The organism is Bacillus sp. 01N45, from assembly GCF_056399205.1.
On the sequence record NZ_JBFTQW010000003.1, the window covers coordinates 447,177 to 466,206 of the forward strand.

General features: G+C 35.9%; 23 protein-coding genes. 13 read left to right on the plus strand and 10 right to left on the minus strand.

Annotation, left to right across the window (positions count from 1 at the left end; all coding sequences use genetic code 11):
- Nucleotides 1–12 precede the first annotated feature (12 nt).
- On the plus strand, nt 13–153 hold the full coding sequence (locus tag AC1DMU_RS10105; RefSeq protein WP_000516816.1) for a hypothetical protein: 141 nt from the start codon (nt 13–15) through the stop codon (nt 151–153).
- Nucleotides 154–351, plus strand: coding sequence for a DUF3813 domain-containing protein (locus tag AC1DMU_RS10110; protein ID WP_046957006.1), 198 nt, complete (start codon nt 154–156; stop codon nt 349–351).
- A 25-nt stretch (nt 352–376) separates the two neighbouring features.
- Here AC1DMU_RS10110 and AC1DMU_RS10115 read toward each other — a convergent pair whose 3' ends face one another.
- Nucleotides 377–1,234: a YitT family protein gene (locus AC1DMU_RS10115; RefSeq protein ID WP_060489317.1), complete on the minus strand. Its 858-nt coding sequence runs from the start codon at nt 1,232–1,234 to the stop codon at nt 377–379.
- A 100-nt stretch (nt 1,235–1,334) separates the two neighbouring features.
- Between AC1DMU_RS10115 and AC1DMU_RS10120 the strand changes: the two genes are divergently transcribed.
- Together AC1DMU_RS10120 and prsA are read left to right on the plus strand one after the other, a co-directional pair.
- Nucleotides 1,335–1,466 carry a DUF3941 domain-containing protein gene (locus AC1DMU_RS10120; protein ID WP_001120851.1) on the plus strand — a complete coding sequence of 44 codons (132 nt, stop codon included), beginning with the start codon at nt 1,335–1,337 and terminating at the stop codon, nt 1,464–1,466.
- A 130-nt stretch (nt 1,467–1,596) separates the two neighbouring features.
- The gene (gene prsA, locus AC1DMU_RS10125) at nt 1,597–2,454 is read left to right on the plus strand and encodes a peptidylprolyl isomerase PrsA (RefSeq protein WP_060489315.1); all 858 of its coding nucleotides are present in this window, start codon (nt 1,597–1,599) and stop codon (nt 2,452–2,454) included.
- Between the two features lie 52 nt (nt 2,455–2,506).
- Here prsA and AC1DMU_RS10130 read toward each other — a convergent pair whose 3' ends face one another.
- A complete protein-coding gene (locus tag AC1DMU_RS10130; protein WP_088062457.1) occupies nt 2,507–3,361 on the minus strand; it encodes a CvfB family protein in 855 nt (284 codons plus the stop codon).
- A 239-nt stretch (nt 3,362–3,600) separates the two neighbouring features.
- On the opposite strand from AC1DMU_RS10130, the gene AC1DMU_RS10135 reads away from it, so the two are divergent.
- Nucleotides 3,601–4,092 (plus strand): YajQ family cyclic di-GMP-binding protein, encoded by a 492-nt coding sequence (locus tag AC1DMU_RS10135; protein ID WP_001040146.1) that lies wholly within the window; start codon nt 3,601–3,603, stop codon nt 4,090–4,092.
- A gap of 529 nt (nt 4,093–4,621) precedes the next feature.
- Here AC1DMU_RS10135 and AC1DMU_RS10140 read toward each other — a convergent pair.
- The 3 genes from AC1DMU_RS10140 to AC1DMU_RS10150 form a co-directional block, all read right to left on the minus strand.
- Nucleotides 4,622–5,509: a helix-turn-helix domain-containing protein gene (locus tag AC1DMU_RS10140; RefSeq protein WP_088062455.1), complete on the minus strand. Its 888-nt coding sequence runs from the start codon at nt 5,507–5,509 to the stop codon at nt 4,622–4,624.
- Nucleotides 5,510–5,721: 212 nt separating this feature from the next.
- Nucleotides 5,722–5,949, minus strand: coding sequence for a hypothetical protein (locus AC1DMU_RS10145; protein ID WP_060490094.1), 228 nt, complete (start codon nt 5,947–5,949; stop codon nt 5,722–5,724).
- A 44-nt stretch (nt 5,950–5,993) separates the two neighbouring features.
- Nucleotides 5,994–7,295, minus strand: coding sequence for an alpha-amylase family glycosyl hydrolase (locus AC1DMU_RS10150; RefSeq protein WP_088062453.1), 1,302 nt, complete (start codon nt 7,293–7,295; stop codon nt 5,994–5,996).
- Nucleotides 7,296–7,508: 213 nt separating this feature from the next.
- Here AC1DMU_RS10150 and AC1DMU_RS10155 point away from each other — a divergent pair, with 213 nt between their 5' ends.
- A complete protein-coding gene (locus tag AC1DMU_RS10155; RefSeq protein WP_088062448.1) occupies nt 7,509–8,741 on the plus strand; it encodes an ammonium transporter in 1,233 nt (410 codons plus the stop codon).
- 236 nt (nt 8,742–8,977) lie between these two features.
- On the opposite strand, the gene katB is transcribed toward AC1DMU_RS10155, so the two are convergent.
- The 3 genes from katB to asnB all read right to left on the minus strand — a co-directional run bounded on the left by katB (nt 8,978) and on the right by asnB (nt 13,498).
- Nucleotides 8,978–10,444 carry a catalase KatB gene (gene katB, locus AC1DMU_RS10160; RefSeq protein WP_088062447.1) on the minus strand — a complete coding sequence of 489 codons (1,467 nt, stop codon included), beginning with the start codon at nt 10,442–10,444 and terminating at the stop codon, nt 8,978–8,980.
- Between the two features lie 58 nt (nt 10,445–10,502).
- Nucleotides 10,503–11,462, minus strand: a complete 960-nt coding sequence (gene hemH, locus AC1DMU_RS10165; RefSeq protein ID WP_088062445.1) for a ferrochelatase — start codon at nt 11,460–11,462, stop codon at nt 10,503–10,505.
- Nucleotides 11,463–11,650: 188 nt separating this feature from the next.
- On the minus strand, nt 11,651–13,498 hold the full coding sequence (gene asnB / locus AC1DMU_RS10170; RefSeq protein ID WP_088062443.1) for an asparagine synthase (glutamine-hydrolyzing): 1,848 nt from the start codon (nt 13,496–13,498) through the stop codon (nt 11,651–11,653).
- A gap of 239 nt (nt 13,499–13,737) precedes the next feature.
- Between asnB and AC1DMU_RS10175 the strand changes: the two genes are divergently transcribed.
- A complete protein-coding gene (locus tag AC1DMU_RS10175; protein WP_048559584.1) occupies nt 13,738–14,292 on the plus strand; it encodes a DUF2777 domain-containing protein in 555 nt (184 codons plus the stop codon).
- Nucleotides 14,293–14,351: 59 nt separating this feature from the next.
- Here the strand turns inward: AC1DMU_RS10175 and AC1DMU_RS10180 are convergent, their stop codons facing one another.
- Complete coding sequence (locus AC1DMU_RS10180; RefSeq protein ID WP_088062442.1) at nt 14,352–14,717, minus strand: YisL family protein; 366 nt, start codon at nt 14,715–14,717, stop codon at nt 14,352–14,354.
- Between the two features lie 150 nt (nt 14,718–14,867).
- Here AC1DMU_RS10180 and rocD point away from each other — a divergent pair, with 150 nt between their 5' ends.
- Both rocD and AC1DMU_RS10190 read left to right on the plus strand, forming a co-directional pair.
- A complete protein-coding gene (gene rocD, locus AC1DMU_RS10185; RefSeq protein ID WP_087984724.1) occupies nt 14,868–16,058 on the plus strand; it encodes an ornithine aminotransferase in 1,191 nt (396 codons plus the stop codon).
- A gap of 104 nt (nt 16,059–16,162) precedes the next feature.
- Entirely contained in the window at nt 16,163–16,447 is a 285-nt protein-coding gene (locus tag AC1DMU_RS10190; protein WP_046958323.1) for a hypothetical protein, read from the plus strand.
- Nucleotides 16,448–16,482: 35 nt separating this feature from the next.
- On the opposite strand, the gene AC1DMU_RS10195 is transcribed toward AC1DMU_RS10190, so the two are convergent.
- Nucleotides 16,483–17,382, minus strand: coding sequence for a fumarylacetoacetate hydrolase family protein (locus AC1DMU_RS10195; RefSeq protein WP_001241717.1), 900 nt, complete (start codon nt 17,380–17,382; stop codon nt 16,483–16,485).
- A 246-nt stretch (nt 17,383–17,628) separates the two neighbouring features.
- Here AC1DMU_RS10195 and AC1DMU_RS10200 point away from each other — a divergent pair, with 246 nt between their 5' ends.
- From AC1DMU_RS10200 to gerPC, 4 genes are all read left to right on the plus strand, one after another.
- The gene (locus tag AC1DMU_RS10200) at nt 17,629–17,808 is read left to right on the plus strand and encodes an aspartyl-phosphate phosphatase Spo0E family protein (protein ID WP_046958324.1); all 180 of its coding nucleotides are present in this window, start codon (nt 17,629–17,631) and stop codon (nt 17,806–17,808) included.
- A gap of 93 nt (nt 17,809–17,901) precedes the next feature.
- Nucleotides 17,902–18,123 carry a spore germination protein GerPA gene (gerPA, locus tag AC1DMU_RS10205; RefSeq protein ID WP_001111187.1) on the plus strand — a complete coding sequence of 74 codons (222 nt, stop codon included), beginning with the start codon at nt 17,902–17,904 and terminating at the stop codon, nt 18,121–18,123.
- A gap of 14 nt (nt 18,124–18,137) precedes the next feature.
- Entirely contained in the window at nt 18,138–18,344 is a 207-nt protein-coding gene (gene gerPB, locus AC1DMU_RS10210; protein WP_001012513.1) for a spore germination protein GerPB, read from the plus strand.
- A gap of 68 nt (nt 18,345–18,412) precedes the next feature.
- A complete protein-coding gene (gene gerPC, locus AC1DMU_RS10215; RefSeq protein WP_001070746.1) occupies nt 18,413–19,027 on the plus strand; it encodes a spore germination protein GerPC in 615 nt (204 codons plus the stop codon).
- The last annotated feature ends 3 nt before the right edge of the window (nt 19,028–19,030 follow it).

Consider the following 19,030-nt stretch of genomic DNA (forward strand, 5'->3'; position numbering starts at 1 on the left):
GGGGTTTTTCGAATGGGTAAAAAGAACAAATCAAAACGTTTTATCCAACAAGGAGCCGATGCTGTTATGAAGCATGATGCAAGATTCCCGTACCGTGGTACATTAGCTGAGGCAGAAAAAGCGAGAAGTAACTCTTCTTTTGGAGGGGTTTAAATGGGGAACTTACTATTCCAACAAGCTAGAGATGCCGTTGCAAATGCCGTCACTTGTTCAAGCGGTACTGAGCAACAAGATCTCGTATATAGAGCAAAAAACGCTTTGCACTCTGCTTATGCAAACTCTTCAACAGCTGAAAAAGTTCAGCTACGTGAAATGCAGGAGCAGTTGCAAAATATTACGAATTTACATTAAAAAAGAGGACCAGCTTTGGTCCTCTTTAATCTTTTCGAAACAAACCAAACACTCCGACCGTCTGTAATACGTTTGTAAATGCACCTGGGTCCACTTGCCTAATAACCCTTTCTAATTCATATAACTCATAACGCGTAATAACAATCATTAACATTTCCTTATTTTCATTTGTATAAGCGCCTGTTGCTGGTATAGTTGTAATCCCCCTCACTAAGCGTGAATGAATCGCCTTTCGTACATCTGTCCCATTCTTCGTAACAATTAGTGCTGTAATTTTTACATGACGTGTATGAATCGCATCAATAATTCGCGTTGACACATACAAAGTCACCAAAGTATATAATGCTTTTTCCCATCCATACACATAGCCAGCCGCAATAATGATAAGTGCATTAAAGAAGAAAAAATACGTACCGACAGGCTTATCTTTAATCTTTGATAAAATCATGGCGATAATATCTAAACCACCTGTAGAAGCCCCCCACTTCAACGCAATCCCTACCCCAATCGCTGAAATAATCCCACCAAAAATCGCATTTAATATAATATCGTTCGAAACCGCTCTAACCGGGATAATTTCTAGAAACAAAGTCATAAATATCACGCAAAGAAAACTAAAGAAAGTAAAGGCCTTTCCAACCTTTTTCCATGCTAAAATAACGACGGGAATATTAAACAAACTAAACAATACCCCCGTTGATATGTGAATAGATAAAAAGTCCCCTAATATTTGTGATAACAATTGAGACAATCCAGCAAAGCCACTCGCGTACACTTTCGCTGGCGTTAAAAATAAATTCATTCCAATCGCGTTTAACAAACCTGCGACAATTACAACGATTAACTTCTTTATAAGTTCGGTATAATTCAACTTCAAATCCATTTCTAATCCACCTTTATTATTCATGAATGCACTGCTATACATAGTCTTTACGAAAAAGGAAATGATAAACGTACAACGGTTAGAAATGGAGTTGATACATATGCCACATACGAGTGATAACGACAAAAAAGCACGCGATAATAATGCAAAGCGTACACAAAAAAATGAGCAAGAACAAAAAAATATTCAGCAAGGTAAGCGTGCCTATTCTAAAAAGACTGATCACCTTTGATCCCATCGTACATCAACAATATTGTTGATGTACTTTTTTTACATTTTACAGGGAAAAAACATTAAAAATTCACTTCATGTTCACTTCTATATTCTACAATAGCGATAACATATTCGGATGAGGTGTTGGCATGAGAGGGAAACACATTTTCATTATTACTGCACTAATAAGTATATTAATGCTAGCTGCTTGTGGACAAAAAAACAGCTCAGCTACAGTCGCTACAGCAACAGATTCAACCATTAAGAAGAGCGACTTCGAAAAACAGTTGAAAGATCGTTACGGAAAAGACATGCTATACGAAATGATGGCACAAGACGTTATCACGAAAAAATATAAAGTATCTGACGATGATGTAGATAAAGAAGTACAAAAAGCGAAAAATCAATATGGAGATCAATTCACAGCAGTACTCGAAAACAATCGTTTAAAAGATGAAGCTGATTTCAAAAATCAAATTAAGTTCAAACTTGCTATGAATGAAGCAATTAAGAAAAGTGTTACAGAAAAAGACGTGAAAGACCACTATAAACCAGAAATTAAAGCGAGTCATATTTTAGTAAGTGACGAAAATGAAGCGAAAGAAATAAAGAAAAAATTAGATGCTGGCGCTTCATTTGAAGAATTAGCAAAACAAGAATCGCAAGATCTACTATCAAAAGATAAAGGTGGAGACCTTGGATACTTCAATTCAGGCAGAATGGCGCCTGAATTTGAAACAGCTGCCTATAAACTAAAAGTCGGACAAATTAGCAATCCCGTTAAATCACCAAACGGTTATCATATTATTAAATTAACTGATAAAAAAGATTTACAACCTTACGATGAAGTGAAAGACTCCATCCGTAAAAACTTAGAAGCAGAACGTATTGCCGACCCTACATTCAGTCATAAGTTAATACAAAAGGAATTAAAAAAGGCAAATATTAAAATAAATGATAGTGACTTGGAAGATACGTTTACTCTTGCGCATGAGCAAGGGAATTAAAAAAGCACCGCCTTATTTTTACAGCAAAATAAGGCAGTGCTTTTTATTTAATTTACTTCTTAAAATACGTCCAACCTTCTTCTTGGTAAATCTTTTCTTCTTTCATCAACTTACCAAGCGCACGCTTAAACGCAGCTTTACTCATGTTGAAACGTTCTTTAATATCTTCTGGGTGGCTCTTATCCCAAAACGGCATTGCTCCGCCTCGTTCTTCCATATATGCATAAATTACAGTAGCATCATCTTCCATTCCTTCTTCTTTACGAGGAAGAAGTGAAATGTTAATTGTACCGTCATCTTTCACGTCAATAATACGGCCCGTTACACGTTCACCGATGCGGACTTGTTCTTTTCTTTCAGTATGGTGTAAGAAAGCACGGAAATGCTCATCAGTTAGTATGAATGAACCAACTTGAAGTGAACGATACACACGTCCATTTACGTTTTTATTACGCATAGATGGCGTCGCATCTACGATAATTTCTTGCATATCACTGTCTCTTGCCGGAAGAGCGATAAGGCGATCACGATTCGTTAATTTTAACGTACAATATAATTCGTCGCCAACTTCAGGCCATACTGGCATATAAATCGGAAACTCATCAGCTGGGATTAGTATATCTTTTGATACACCAATATTAACAAACACACCTAAACTAGGAATAACTTCTACAACCTTTACCCAGTTCCAATCAAAAGTTGTAATAAGCGGCTCCTTCATTGTTGCTGAAATACGATTTTGGTGATCAAGGTATAAGAATACATCAATCGTATCGCCTTCTGCAATTTCTCCAACTAATTCGTTTTTATGTAAGAAGATTTCTTCTTCTTCAGTCCCAACCATATAGCCGATTTCCGTTTCGCGTAAAACAGTTACCTGTTCAATCGATCCTAATTGTAAATACATATTTTTTAATTCCCTTCTATATATATAAAATTAACTTTTTTATATTTTTTATCATTCCAAACAAAAGTTAATTATAACACGATTTTTCCTTTATTTGTCCAACTGCCCAAAATTCACTATAATAAAATGAGGTTACATAAATATAAGTATGAAAACACTTAAGTCTAGGCTCGTTTTCAGCTATACTTTAGTATGTACAGTACATAAAAAGATTAGAAATTTATTTGGAGGTGCTAACTATGGCAAAAGATAGTTCTTTTGACATCGTTTCGAAAGTAGAATTACCTGAAGTAACAAACGCAATTAACATCGCATTAAAAGAAATCCAAAACCGATATGACTTTAAAGGAAGTAAAAGTGATATTAAATTAGAAAAAGAAGTACTTGTTTTAACTTCTGATGATGAGTTCAAATTAGACCAAGTAAAAGACGTTCTAATTTCTAAACTTGTAAAACGTAACGTTCCAATTAAAAACTTGGATTACGGAAAAGTTGAAGCTGCGACTGGTAACACCGTTCGCCAACGCGCAACACTTCAACAAGGTATCGATAAAGATAACGCGAAAAAAATTAACAACATCATTAAAGAAATGAAATTAAAAGTAAAAACACAAGTACAAGATGACCAAGTACGTGTTACAGCGAAAAGCCGTGATGACTTACAAGCAGTTATCGCAGCAGTTCGCAGTGCTGACTTACCGATTGACGTACAATTTATTAACTACCGCTAAAAAGAAAAACACCCTCTGTGTAGAGGGTGTTTTTCTTTTTAGCGTGTAGAGAAAATATTACAAAGTCTAAGATTACGAGCAATCGGATAGTTAGAATAAGTATTTAATTATTATGCATAAATGAAGAAGGTCCTTTTAATAATCGGCGCAAAACCTCCCTCCCTACTCAAATGTAACAAATTATGAGTATAAGAATATTTTCCACCCTTTCATGTAATGTAAAATTAGTAAGGAATTTATTTTATGAAAAAATGTTAATTAAACAAGAGTTAGAAGTGGTTATTTGAAGAAATTAATACTATGTTTTTTATTAACTACATTCTGTCTATATATTGCAGGGTGTTCTAATAATATAACTACACCCGAGGATACACCTAAAGCTTCAACACCTGCGAAGTGTAAATACATCAACAAAGCTTGGTATAAGAAACCTATAAAATGTAATAATTGATGATATAAGTTATAAAAAAGACACCGTAAGGTGCCTTTTTTTATAGAAATTAATAAGATATTCATCAGAAATTATGAATCATTTTTTATTTTGTTTTTCAAAATATTTTTCTTTAACCATTTTTATTAGATTTTCTTTTTCTGTTAGTTCAAAGATAAATAATGCTTTTTTCATGTTGTCAGCCACATCTTCTTCATTATATTGTTCTAACTTTAGCAAGTTCCAAGCTTTTCCATAATATAATTCGCCTAATAAATATAAAGTATTTAGATTAATAGCTAATTTAATCCCCATATCATTGTATTTTATTGCCTCTTCATGTTGATTTGCAAGACCTAAAATTTTCGCCAAATTAAAAATGATTTTTAATTTAATCTCTTTATCTCTAGGAAAATCTAACTTATTAAAATTAGTTAAACACCTTCTTAATATAGTAATACTCTTTTCATACTCTTTATTTGCCCAATGAAATATAGCCATCGACTGCATAATATCTATTTCTCTTTCTGATAAAAAATCAACATTCGTTACAGTTAGTTTTAGTGCACTATTTAAAAGATTTAAAGCAGCTTTTATTGATTTATTTACATGAAATATAGCAATGGCTTCATGCCATATTAGAAATTGTTTATCTTCTTTTAACTGGAAATTATTTTCGTTTTTCTCTTGTTTCACTATTTCGTAAAGTTCATTATATTGTTTTTGCTTTGTATAATCTCTCATTACATATTTTACATTTTCTACATATTTTAGTTTTTTATTTTGCGTTAGTGCGAAAATATTATTTGGATCAATACCAAGTCTTTCAGATAATTGATATAACAATATGCTAGATGGATAAATCATACCTTTTTCTATTTTGCTAATTTGACTTTGCGAACATATTCCATGACACAATTCAGATTGTGATATATTCTTTTTCATTCTAAGTTCTTTAATGGTAATACCCAAATCGTAAAATTCCATTTTTCCTCCTCAAATATAGCCCTCAATGAGTAACAGAATATTTTTCACCCTTTAATGTAATGTAAAATCAATATAGTTGCAATTATTGTTTTTCTAAAGGTCTTTTCATTTCTTTTCTCAGCTGCATTTCGAAGCGAGAGTCTTACTACACAGAAAAACAGACTAGGGAGAAAGTTTTCTCCTTAGCCTGTCCCACCGAGATTTCGCATTTATTAAGAGCAACACCATATTGCTTTATCAAATGATTTTTTAGGTATGTATACTTTATCATTTTCGATTTTGTATTTTATATCGTTTCTTTTCAGAACTGCCGTATCAACAGAATGAACACTATCGCCCCACCGAACAAATTCCCCTTCATCACGCTTTTCCCAAAAATAAAAACTTACGAATACGATAAAAACACATAAGCATAGAGCGAACCACTTCTTTTTCCGCAAATACCTCACCACCTTAAACTGAAGAACTACTAAAAAAACGCTACTCATTTCCGTCTCTTTTTAACCGCAATTAAAAAAGCAATAAACAATACGTTCACACCGACGATTAAAGAGATAAATAGCCAATTCACACCTGTTTCCCCGTTAACTTTATATACATTTGATTCTTCACGCTTTAAAACAAGATAAAACTTTCCGTTTTCTTCTCTTATAATTTCATCTTCTAACAATCCTCTTAACTCTTGTTTTTCGCCAATTGCACTTACAGGTAAAGCAACTTTTTGTGTTTCTTTCGTATTATTAATCGCTACTAATGTTACTTCATCTTTATACTTTCGTTTCAGTACACTCATTCCATCTTTATCGTATAAAAGCTCAAACGTTCCATGGCGTAAAGATGGTCTCGCTTGTCTAAGCTCACCGAGTTTCGTTATGTGCTGCACAAATTTTTCATCTGATTTGAAATCCATTAATCGTCTATTATCCGGGGTATCCCCTCCATCTAATGCAATTTCAGTCCCGTAATAAAAATTCGGAATACCTGGTGATGTTAATAAATATGTAAGGGCTAGTTTCAAACGAGATGGTGGATAATTCATATTCTCTTTTGCAATACGGGCAAACCTTTTTGTATCTTGATTATCTAAAAATGTAACGAATTCCCCTTCTTTTTTACTCACATCATATAAAGGTTTCACCGATACATCCACTTTAGAAAACGATTCTACTATTTTTTCGTTATATTCACTATCTTCCTTTGTCATAATACGAAAATCTTTCTTTATCACTTGCATATCTTTTTGCACGTCATCCCAGAAAGAACGCGACTTTTTTTCACTATGTATCACATAACTTCCATCTAAATCGACTTCTTTGATCCACCATTTCATCGCGTCTATAACTTGTTGTTCGTTTTCTCCAAGCGGAAATTGGAATATAACTTTCATCCCTTTTGCATGCGCTTCTTGTACAAGTTCTTTCACATCATTTTCTGTTCCGAAATGTTCATTTACCTCTTGAAAATTTTGCACATCTAACCCATCGTACTTTCCACTTTCAAAAAACGGTGAAAGCATAACAGTGGTAAAACCCATTTCTTTTATGTAATCCAGTCTTTTTATAATCCCTCTTATATCTCCACCCTGATATCCTTCTAAATTTCCAACTTCTAACTGTTTGTCATTTTTCGGTTCTCCATTATTGAAGCGATCAATCATAATGGAATATACGACTTCGTCTCGCCACTCTCTTTTTTCATCTGCAAACGTATGTATTGGCACAAACAAAACGACAGCTAAACAAAAACAAATAAATAATTTCCTAGTCCGTATTTTCCTCACACGCATCCCCCATGTTTTTTAATTGTAAGAATATTATACCAATTTTCAGGACGAATCACATACGTTGATTTCATTCCCCCAAAAATACTTCATGTTAGATTTCCTAACATGAAGTATAAAGTTTTCTGAATTTTTAGTTGATTTTTCATTTCATTTCGAATATGATATGAAACATAACAAATCGATGTTATTTTTTCTAACATCATAGGAGGAGAGAGAATGAATACAGGAGATACGGTTTTTATGTTTGTAACGACAGTAATGGTCATGTTAATGACACCAGGATTGGCACTTTTTTATGGGGGCATGGTTCGCAGTAAAAACGTACTCAGTACGACAATGCATAGTTATAGTGCAATGGCTATCGTTTCGATTCAGTGGATTGTGATCGGCTATTCTTTATCATTCGGACCAGATTGGCACGGACTTATCGGTACACTCGATTGGTTCGGTTTAAACGGAGTTACCTACGCACCAAATCCAGACTACTCATCTACTATTCCTCACAATTTATTTATGATGTTCCAACTCATGTTCGCCATTTTAACTCCCGCTTTAATTTCAGGTGCATTCGCCGAAAGAATGCGATTTTCTGCTTTCCTTATTTTCATCCTTCTATGGACAACAATCGTTTACAATCCTGTCGCTCATTGGGTATGGGGCGTTGGCGGATGGCTAAGAGAACTCGGCGCATTAGACTTCGCTGGTGGTAACGTCGTTCATATTACATCTGGCGTGGCTGGCCTTGTATTAGCTATTTTCCTCGGAAAACGAAAAAACATAAACGGTACTTCTCCTCACCATTTACCATTTACAATGTTAGGCGCAGGCTTACTATGGTTCGGCTGGTTCGGTTTTAACGTCGGAAGTGCATTATCTTTAAACGACGTAGCTTTAACCGCATTTATTAATACAAATATAGCAGCAGCTGCATCCGCATTAACTTGGATGCTTTCAGAATGGTTCTTCCAATCAAAACCGACTGCGATGGGAGCTGCTTGCGGTGTAGTTTCCGGTTTAGTCGCTATTACACCAGCTTGCGGGTTCGTTACACCTTTCTCCACTCTTCTTATCGGAGCAATTGGCGGTGTATTATGCTTCGGAGCAGTCTTTTTCTTAAAAACAAAATTCGGATACGACGATACACTCGATGCATTCGGGTGCCACGGTATCGGCGGAACTTGGGGCGGTATCGCAACAGGACTCTTTGCAACTACTACTGTAAATGCTGATGGCGCTAACGGATTATTTTACGGAAACGCTGCTTTACTGTTTAAACAACTGGTAGCAATTGGCGCAACATATGCATTCACAATCATAATGACGTACGCCATTATTAAAGCAATTAACTTCTTTCTCCCTGTTCGGGTAGATGAACACGAAGAACATATGGGACTTGATATTTCGATGCACGGAGAGAAAGCTTATGAGTATACAGAGCGAGTGAACTAAAAAAAGAGATGCAATCTATTGGTAGTAGATTGCATCTCTTTTTATTGTACTTGTCGGCGCAGTATACCCCACCTAGTATTCCGGTGAATATATCAGCGATTATTTCAATATATCGACGTTTCGACACGATATATCCATTTACCAACAAATTCCGACATGACGAAACTGAAAAATACCCCGGCGCAACTTTACATACATACAAAAAAGACGACCGTTTAACAGTCGTCTTTTCCTACTTATTTCGGAGAATTCCCCACATATTGCGTAATATCAACATTTAGCGCTTGTGCTAAACGCATACCGTACTCTTGATCTGCACGGAAGAAGTTACAAACAGCTAGTAATTTCGTGCGCTCATTTACGTCTTTTAAGTCATTTGTTAAGTTTGCAATTAAGTTGTCTTGCTCTTCTTTAGAGAATGAACGGTAACGCTCACCTGCTTGTTTGAAATCATTTGGTTTGTCAATTTTTTCACGAGATACGTAGCCTTCTACTTTCATAGTTGAATCGCGGTAAGTTGGGTCTTCAACTGGATTTTCAGCATGACGGCTCGGTTCGTAGTTAATTGTAGATGGGTTTTGATTGATTTGCATCGCACCATCACGTTGTTGGTTGTGAACAGCTGCGTATGGGCAGTTTACAGGAATTTGTAAGTAGTTTGCACCAAGACGGTAACGCTGTGTATCTGGATAAGAGAATAAACGACCTTGTAATAATTTATCTTCAGATGGTTCAATACCATTTACAGTTGCACTTGGAGAGAACGCCACTTGCTCTACTTCCGCAAAGAAATTTTTCGGATTACGATTTAACGTCATCGTCCCCACTTCAATTAATGGGAAGCGATCTTCTGGCCATACTTTCGTCGGATCTAATGGATCGAAATCTAAAGAATCCGTTTCATCTAGTTGCATCACTTGTACGTGTAAATCCCACTTCGGATAATTTCCTTTTTCGATTGCATCGAACAAGTCACGAGTTGCATGGTTGAAGTCTTTTCCTTGTACTTCTTGCACCTCTTTTGCACTTAAGTTACGTACACTTTGCTGTGGTTTCCAGTGATATTTAATGTAGACGATTTTACCTTCTGCATTAATCCATTTAAATGAGTGAACACCGAAACCTTCCATTTCACGATAGCTTGCTGGTGTACCGTAATCAGAAAATACCCACGTCATCATATGTGTAGATTCCGGGCTTAACGTCATGAAATCCCAGTAACGATCTGGCGTTTGAATGTTTGTATCAGGTGCTGGTTTTAAAGAATGCACCATATCAGGAAATTTAATTGCATCACGAATGAAGAAGACCGGTAAATGGTTACCTACGATATCGTAATTTCCTTCTTCTGTATAAAATTTAACAGCGAACCCACGTGGGTCACGAGCTGTTTCCGGAGAACCTTGACCATGAATAACCGTTGAGAAACGAACAAATACAGGCGTTTCAGTTCCTTCATTTTGTAAAAATGCTGCCTTCGTATATTGCTTCATGCTGTTTTTCGTTACGAATACACCATGAGCACCTGCACCACGTGCATGCACAACACGCTCTGGAATACGTTCACGATCAAAGTGAGCTAGTTTTTCTACTAAATGATAGTCTTCTAATAATACCGGTCCACGGCGACCAGCTGTACGAGAATTTTGGTTATCTCCAACCGGAGCACCTTGGTTTGTTGTTAAGCGATTATTTGGATTCATCTAGGGGATCCTCCTCTTTCTCTTTTAGTAATAATTATTTATTTAAAATTATTATAAACTAATTATTACTAAAAACTAGATTCTTGTCAACTATTTCCTTCATTTTTTTGGAAACAATTTCAGCTAAGCAATCAATAAATACAGATTGTGAATTTGGCATATTCGGTCTAAAATATGCCACGTTTAATTCATCAGTTACAACTTTACATTCGTAATCATTGTCATATAAAACTTCTAAATGCTCTGCCACAAACCCAACCGGACAGTATACGAAAGATTCATAGCCATGCTTTTCAAATAAATCTCTCGTTAAATCTTGCACATCCGGACCAATCCATGGGTCAGGCGTATTTCCAGCACTTTGCCAACCCGTTGTATAGTTTGGAATATCGGCAGCCTCCGCAATTAAATCCGCTGTATGTTGCAATTGCTCCACATAAGGGTCTCCTGCTGCAATAATTTTCTCTGGTAAACTATGTGCTGAAAAAATCACGACAGCTTTCTCTTTATCTTCAATCTTTGTAAATGTTTCTTTTAGTTGCTCTGTCCAATACGAAATAAATTTCGGTTCATCGTACCATTGTTCAATCGGTTCAATAACAGGACCACCAATTTCTTCCGAAAGACGAATAGCACGGTCATTATATGCTTTAATGCTAAATGTAGAATAATGCGGTGCTAATACGATACTAATCGCCTGCTCAATTCCATCTTTCTTCATCTCTTCTACTGCATCCTCTATAAATGGAGCTATATGTTTTAATCCTAAGTAACAAGTAAATTCATACTCTTTAAATATTTTATTCATTGAATCTGTTAATTTATGCGCTTGCTCTTTCGTAATTTTTGCAAGTGGTGAAATTCCGCCAATCGCTTTATAGCGTCTGATTAAGTCTTGGAGTGCTTCTTCTGAAGGTTTATGCCCGTGGCGAATATGTGTATAGTATGCTTCTACATCATCTAATGATTCTGGCGTTCCATACGCCATTACGAGTAAACCTATTTTTTTCTTTGTCATCTATATAACACCTCAATTTTATAAATGAGAATCTTTTTCAAGAACATTTGTTTCCAATTATAACAACTAATAATAAGTACGTCAAAATAATTATTATAAATAAGTATTATTTCTAATATGATTTTGAATTTTATATGACAATTTATTTAATAGAAAAGCGACTTACTTTTATGCAAGTCGCTTTTCTTCTATTCTTTAATATTTACCCCATACTCTTTAAACCAAACATGAATTTGCGCTAAATGAGCTAAAAGCTGCGGACCAGTCATTAATTGACCGAACCAAGGGGATTGAAATGCACTGCCACCTGACTCAATTAATCCACTCAGCTGTTCTTTATCAAATAGTTCATGCAAAATTGAGCCTTTATCTGTTAATAAATCTTGTAGCCATACTGTTACCGCTTTTGTATAATGCGGATTATGGGTTTTCGGATACGGGCTCTTCTTTCTATATAAGATATCATTTGGAAGTAATCCTTCTAACGCCTTACGCAATAGACCTTTTTCGCGGTTTTTATACATTTTCATTTCCCAAGGAATATTCCACGCATATTCGACAAGTCGGTGATCCGCAAATGGAACACGTACTTCTAAGCTTGCCCCCATACTCATACGGTCTTTTCTGTCTAATAATGTTGTCATAAACCATACCATGTTCAAGTAAAATAATTGTCGTCTCTTTGCTTCAATTGGGCTTTCTCCCTCTAAAACAGGAACTTCTTGAATGGATTCTTCATAACGCTGCTGTACATATTGTTGTAAGTTTAATTTATTTCTCCATTCTTTCTTTAGCAGTTGTTCACGTGCTTCTGTAGAGCGCATCCACGGAAATGCACTCGATTGCAAATCATCTTCTCTATAAAACCACGGATAACCACCAAATATTTCGTCTGCACATTCCCCAGATAAACCGACGACAAAATCTTGTTTAATTTCACGGCAAAACCATAATAATGACGAATCGATATCTGCCATACCAGGCAAATCACGAACGAGTACCGCTTCTGTTAAATACTGTGCTAATTGTTCATTTGAAATGACGCAGCGATGATGGATTGTTTGAAACGTCTCAGTCATCAAATGAATAAATGGCGCATCTGAATTCGGCTGAAACGCATTCGCTTTAAAGTATTTTTCATTATCTTCATAATCAACAGAGTATGTGTGTAATTGCCCTTTTCCTGACCTTGCGTATTCTTTCGCAGCAATCGCTGTAATGGCGCTCGAATCTACACCACCTGATAGAAAAGTACATAGTGGTACATCAGAAACGAGCTGCCTTGTAATCGCATCTTGTAATAAAAAGCGTGTTTTCTCTACTGTTTCTTCAAAGGAGTCTTCATGTTTTTTGCTTTCCACATTCCAATATCTCCATATACATAAACCGTTCTTTGAAAATGTCATCGCATGCCCTGGACGTAATTCTTTTATACCAGCATAAATGCCATGACCAGGTGTTCTAGATGGTCCAAGACCGAATATTTCGGATAACCCTTCTAACGTTACTTCCGCCTTCACATCTGGATGCGCTAATATCGCTTTTAACTCTGAACCAAATAGTAATCGCCCACTATCATATTTATAAAATAGCGGTTTTACACCTAGTCGATCTCGCGCAATAAATACTTGTTCTTTCTGTTCATCCCATACAGCAAACGCATATATACCGTTTAAATGATCGACACATTCTTCTTTCCATTCAATATACGACGCTAATAGCACCTCCGTATCAGAATGACCTTTGAACGTATATCCTCTTCTTAATAATTCCTTTCGAATATCTTCTGTATTATACAATTCACCGTTATAGCAAATTGCATAATTCGTTTCATCTTTTAAACAAGTCATCGGTTGTTTACCACCCTCAGGATCAACAACGATTAACCGTTTATGCCCAAATGCGACATTGCCTTTAATCCAAACTTTATTATCATCCGGGCCACGCTTTGCTAACGTCTCAGCCATCTTCGTAACGACGTCCCGTTCTCCTTCTAATGAGCGTTTATAATCCACCCATCCTGTAATCCCGCACATACGAATCATCCTTCCATCTTATTTCTTTTCCTAAACAAGCAGTAATCCACACCTTAGAGGTGCGGATCAAAAAAATGACAAACTTGACGATAATCTACTATCTACATACGGAATAGCTTTTTCACTCAGTAAAACGTGTTTTATTGTATGCCCACCTATGTCTAGATGTGTCTAGTTATAAAGAATGCACGAACTGTCTATAACAGAAATAACTACTTTTTATAAAGGAGAAATCGTGTATGATACAACGTAACCATATTTTATATAACCAGCCTCGCGCTCATACAGTCGGTAATGTAGAATATATAAACAATGAATGGGTATTCTTTGATGATGAAAATGATGAAGCATTTTTATTAGAAGATATTGCCGAAGATGGCTTTGAGATTTTATATAACAACAACTGGCTACCAGCTCGTTTCTATGAACAAGATGTATTACAAATCGCCAACGAACAGCACCATTTACAAAACGGAGAAATGATACGAATTCGAAAAAAATTACTTCTTAGCTATACAGAATGGCTCGAGGAATTACCTGACTCTGTCTTTACATTATTAACCGAATCATTGCAATCCCTTCATTACTCTTTATATGATTGCATGTATTGTCATAATTATTTATCTTTCTTACCGAAAGAGGAAGCATGCGAAGGAGTAAATATTCTTTTGTTTGATAACGAAGAAATGATTTGTACACTACAGCACCATTTCGTTCGTCACGCTACGTCAAATAAAAACATGTTTCGTTTTACGAAAGTAAACGGAGAAGAGCTACATATCGATGCGACATAAAGTAAAAAAACCACCTTATCTCCCAAGTCTTTGAGATTATAAGGTGGTTTTATTTTTTATTAGAATACTTGCCAGCCAATCGGTAATTTCAGTCCAAGGTAAAATACCGCTACAAGCGCGATAACAAATAATCCCCAAAATGCCCCTGTTGCCTTGTTCTTGCTCATTTTCACAAGAACCATTTCCATTCCAGCGATAACTAAAATACCGGCTAACATTTTCATGCCGTACCACATGTGCATGCTACCTGTTGCTGTCTTCACAATACTCATGTACAACATGAATCCTGTCACAATAATGAAGATATACATTAGGCGAAGCCCCATATGTACACCTTTACCTTTTCTTCCTGCTGAATAAAGTGAATACGCAACGAAGAATAAAATTAAACCTAACGCCCATGCTGTAATATGCATATGTACCATCGTATCCCCTACCTCCTCTTTTCACACTTTTTCACTCTATATGATAACATGTTCATTTATTTTCAGGAAATGTTTCGCTTTTTTACATTTAAATGATATAATATTTAGAGTATTTACAAACTTCTTGTAATAACAAAAGGGGGAACAATCATGATTCAAACTAAGGATATTATCGAACTTACAGACACATACGGAGCAAATAACTATCACCCACTTCCGATCGTTATCTCTAAAGCAGAAGGCGTTTGGGTAGAAGATCCTGAAGGAAATCGCTATATGGACTTATTAAGTGCATATTCTGCAGTAAACCAAGGTCATCGTCACCCAAAAATTATTAACGCTTTAATTGACCAAGCTAATCGTGTTACGTTAACTTCTCGTGCTTTCCATAGCGATCAATTAGGTCCTTGGTACGAAAAAGTTGCGAAACTAACTAATAAAGAAATGGTACTTCCAATGAATACAGGTGCAGAAGCTGTTGAAACTGCAATTAAAACAGCTCGCCGCTGGGCTTATGATGTGAAGAAAGTAGAAGCAAACCGTGCTGAAATTATCGTTTGTGAAGATAACTTCCACGGCCGTACAATGGGTGCTGTTTCTATGTCTTCAAACGAAGAGTACAAGCGTGGATTCGGTCCAATGCTTCCTGGCATTATCGTAATTCCTTACGGTGATTTAGAAGCGTTAAAAGCTGCTATTACACCAAACACAGCTGCATTCATTTTAGAGCCTATCCAAGGTGAGGCAGGAATTAACATCCCACCAGCTGGTTTCTTAAAAGAAGCTCTTGAAGTATGTAAAAAAGAAAACGTTTTATTCGTAGCAGATGAAATCCAAACAGGTTTAGGCCGTACTGGTAAAGTATTTGCTTGTGACTGGGACGGTGTAACTCCTGACATGTACATACTTGGTAAAGCACTTGGCGGCGGCGTATTCCCAATCTCTTGCGTAGCAGCAAACCGCGACATTTTAGGCGTATTCGAGCCAGGTTCTCACGGTTCTACATTCGGTGGTAACCCACTTGCATGTGCTGTTTCTATCGCGGCTCTTGAAGTGTTAGAAGAAGAAAAATTAACAGAGCGTTCTCTTCAATTAGGCGAAAAATTAGTTGGGCAATTAAAAGAAATTGATAACCCAATGATTACTGACATTCGTGGTAAAGGCTTATTCATCGGTATCGAATTAAACGAGCCAGCTCGTCCTTACTGCGAACAATTAAAAGCAGCTGGTCTATTATGTAAAGAAACACACGAAAATGTAATTCGTATCGCACCACCGCTAGTAATCTCTGAAGAAGATTTAGAGTGGGCGTTCCAAAAAATTAAAGCGGTATTATCATAATAATAAAGAGGTTGTCCTACATGTTGGGACAACCTCTTTCTTTTTTTAGTAGTTTACTGTAAAGTTAGATTGAATATTCAGTTTATTTTACAGGGGGTAATTGTATGCTTTTGAAATACGGCAAACATATTAACTATTTAGCTACTATTCTCATTTCCATTACATTCATCGGATTCCTATTATCTATAACGTTACTCAGGTACTACTCAACACCTCATACATTCATGCTACTTAAAATCTCATTTTGGGCTGCTGTTTTCCTTACAGCTATCGGTTTTGGCCGCGAAAGAAGTTCTCTTGCCGTTATGCTAATCGGGATTTGTACGTTAATACTCATCGGATTATATATTTTTGCTATTTTAGATTTTTTCAATAACCCATGGCCATAAAAAAGAGCTATCTATTAATAAGATAGCCCTTTTCTTCATTTCACTACATTTCGCAAAGTACCAATTCCTTCTACTGTAATGACCACTTCATCACCCGCATGCAAAAACTTCGGTGGTGTGAAACCTTTTCCGACACCAGCCGGCGTTCCTGTTGCGATAATATCGCCTGGCTCTAACGTCATTCCTTTACTTATCGTTGAAATGATTTCTTCTATTGAAAAAATCATTTTATTTGTATTTGAAGTTTGTCTTACTTCCCCATTCACTATTGTTTCAATGTGTAACGCATTTGGCGTTTCAACCATTGATTTATGAATTAGATACGGTCCCATCGGACAAAATGTATCGAAACTTTTTCCAAGAAAAAATTGTTTATGCTTCCTTTGAATGTCGCGAGCAGTTATATCATTTATAATGGTATAACCAAAAACATGCTCAAGCGCTTTTTCTTTTTTTATTTGTTTCCCTCGCTTACCAATGATGATAGCTAGTTCTCCTTCATAGTCTAGTTCATTCGTCGCGTGGGGATGACTATTAATTTTTTCATTCATTCCAATAACTGTCGTTGGCGCTTTCGTAAAGATCATTATATTTTCCGGAATTGACTCTACTCCGCCCATTTCTATCGCATGCTCACGATAGTTCTTTCCAACGCAAAGAATATTCTTCCTTGGCCTTGGAATTGGTGCTAATATTTTCACCTCAGTTAACGGATAATACGCCGCCCCTTCATTTTCCTTCGCCCAATTTACAATATCACATATTTTTTCAAAGCATTCGGTTCCTCTTTCAATACACTCTAACATTGTAATCGGAATCGTAACCTTTTCCCCTTTTTGTCTTTGCGCTTCTCTTACATGCAATACCTTTTCTTCCTCTTCATCCACAATACCTACAAATACCTTTTCATCTTTTTTCGCCGTTACCAAACGCAATATTTCCACTCTCCATCCTAAAACTCATGACCTTTAATTGTATTCGCATCCGTCAGAAAAAAACCTTCTCATGCACGCTAATTTTTACAATATTCTTCTCATATTCTATTCGTTACTCCTTTATATTTGGCATAAAATGTAGAAATTTTACTTTTTTTAGCGAAGGTGTTTCTTTTTTATTGGTTTTTTGTATAATATGTACTACATATATACTAAAAATTTCATTTAGAGATGGAGCCGATTTCAATGTTTGAGCAAGCGATTGAAAAAAAACGTGAAAAAATGATTTATTTTGCTGAACGCTACGGAATGACTTCTCAAAAAACAGTGGATTGTAGCCAAGAACTGGACAGGCTCTTAAATGTAATTTGGCATGTACATACGGATTTTTACCCTAATCAAACACTCAATACACACACGCAATAACGTGTGTGTTTCTTTTATAAAAAAAAACACATTTTATTGAAAACGCCCATACAATAGTAGAAAAGAAAATTTAAAAAACGAAAGGTGTTTTGTATGCCAGCTATGGTCGGACATATTCGTATCGTCAATATTGGATCAAGTGGTATTTTTCATATTGGAGATGTATTTGCGATTAGGCCTATTAGTTATTCACGCGCTTTTGCTGGGGCCGGCTCTTTTAATGTTGGAGATAACGTTTCTGTCTACAATTATCAAAGCGCAACGACTGTCAATGATTCAGATGTAATTGATCAAGCGATAATTGGTTCAACTTAGAGGAGGCGATTGCATTGAATTTTTATGTAAACCAAAGCATCATCATTAATAGCATTAGAATTGATAGCATTACAACCTCTTCTGTATTCCAAATTGGTACTGCAGGAAGTATTAAAGCTCTATCTAAATTCTCAAATAGCGGTGGATTTACAGAGCCCCTTCGCCCATTGCAGGCGAAAGGACAAATTATTTCTATCAAACCATCAACTAGTTCTTCTTAAGACATCCTTGTCATAAATATATAGCAGGAATATTTTTACCCTCCCTACTGAAAAGGAGGTTTCACAAAATGAATCAAGATATATATACTTACTTACACCAACTTCAACAAGCTCTTCAAGCACAACAAGCAACCATCCTTAACCTAGAAGATCAAGTTCGCCAACTCCAAGAAGAGCTTAACGAATTAAAAAATCGCCCCTCCTCTTCTGTAGGAAAAGTGGAATACAAATTCGATCAATTAAAAGTAGAAAATTTAAATGGTACTTTAAATATCGGTTTAAATCCGTTTTCAGCAAAAGGACAGCAAATTGAAGATTTCCAAGTGGATACAGAAACATTAAAAGTAAATCCTGAAACAGATACAAACCCAGATTTTTACCAAGGCATCCTTCAAGAAATGCATCGTTACTTAGATGAAGAAGCATATAATCGAATTCTCCATTTTGAACAAGAAGAGAGAACGCCGCTCGATGAAATGTATCGACAAATGATGGTTGATGACATAAAAAAACAGATGGAGCATAGACTTCCTTATTATTTATCACAAACGCAATCCTATGAAGGGATTTCAACAGATCCAGATTATTTACGAGATATCATTATTCAAGCAATGAAACATGATATCGACAAAGCTTTCCTCTCTTTTATTCAACACATACCGGGCAATTTCCGAAAGGAGTAAGTA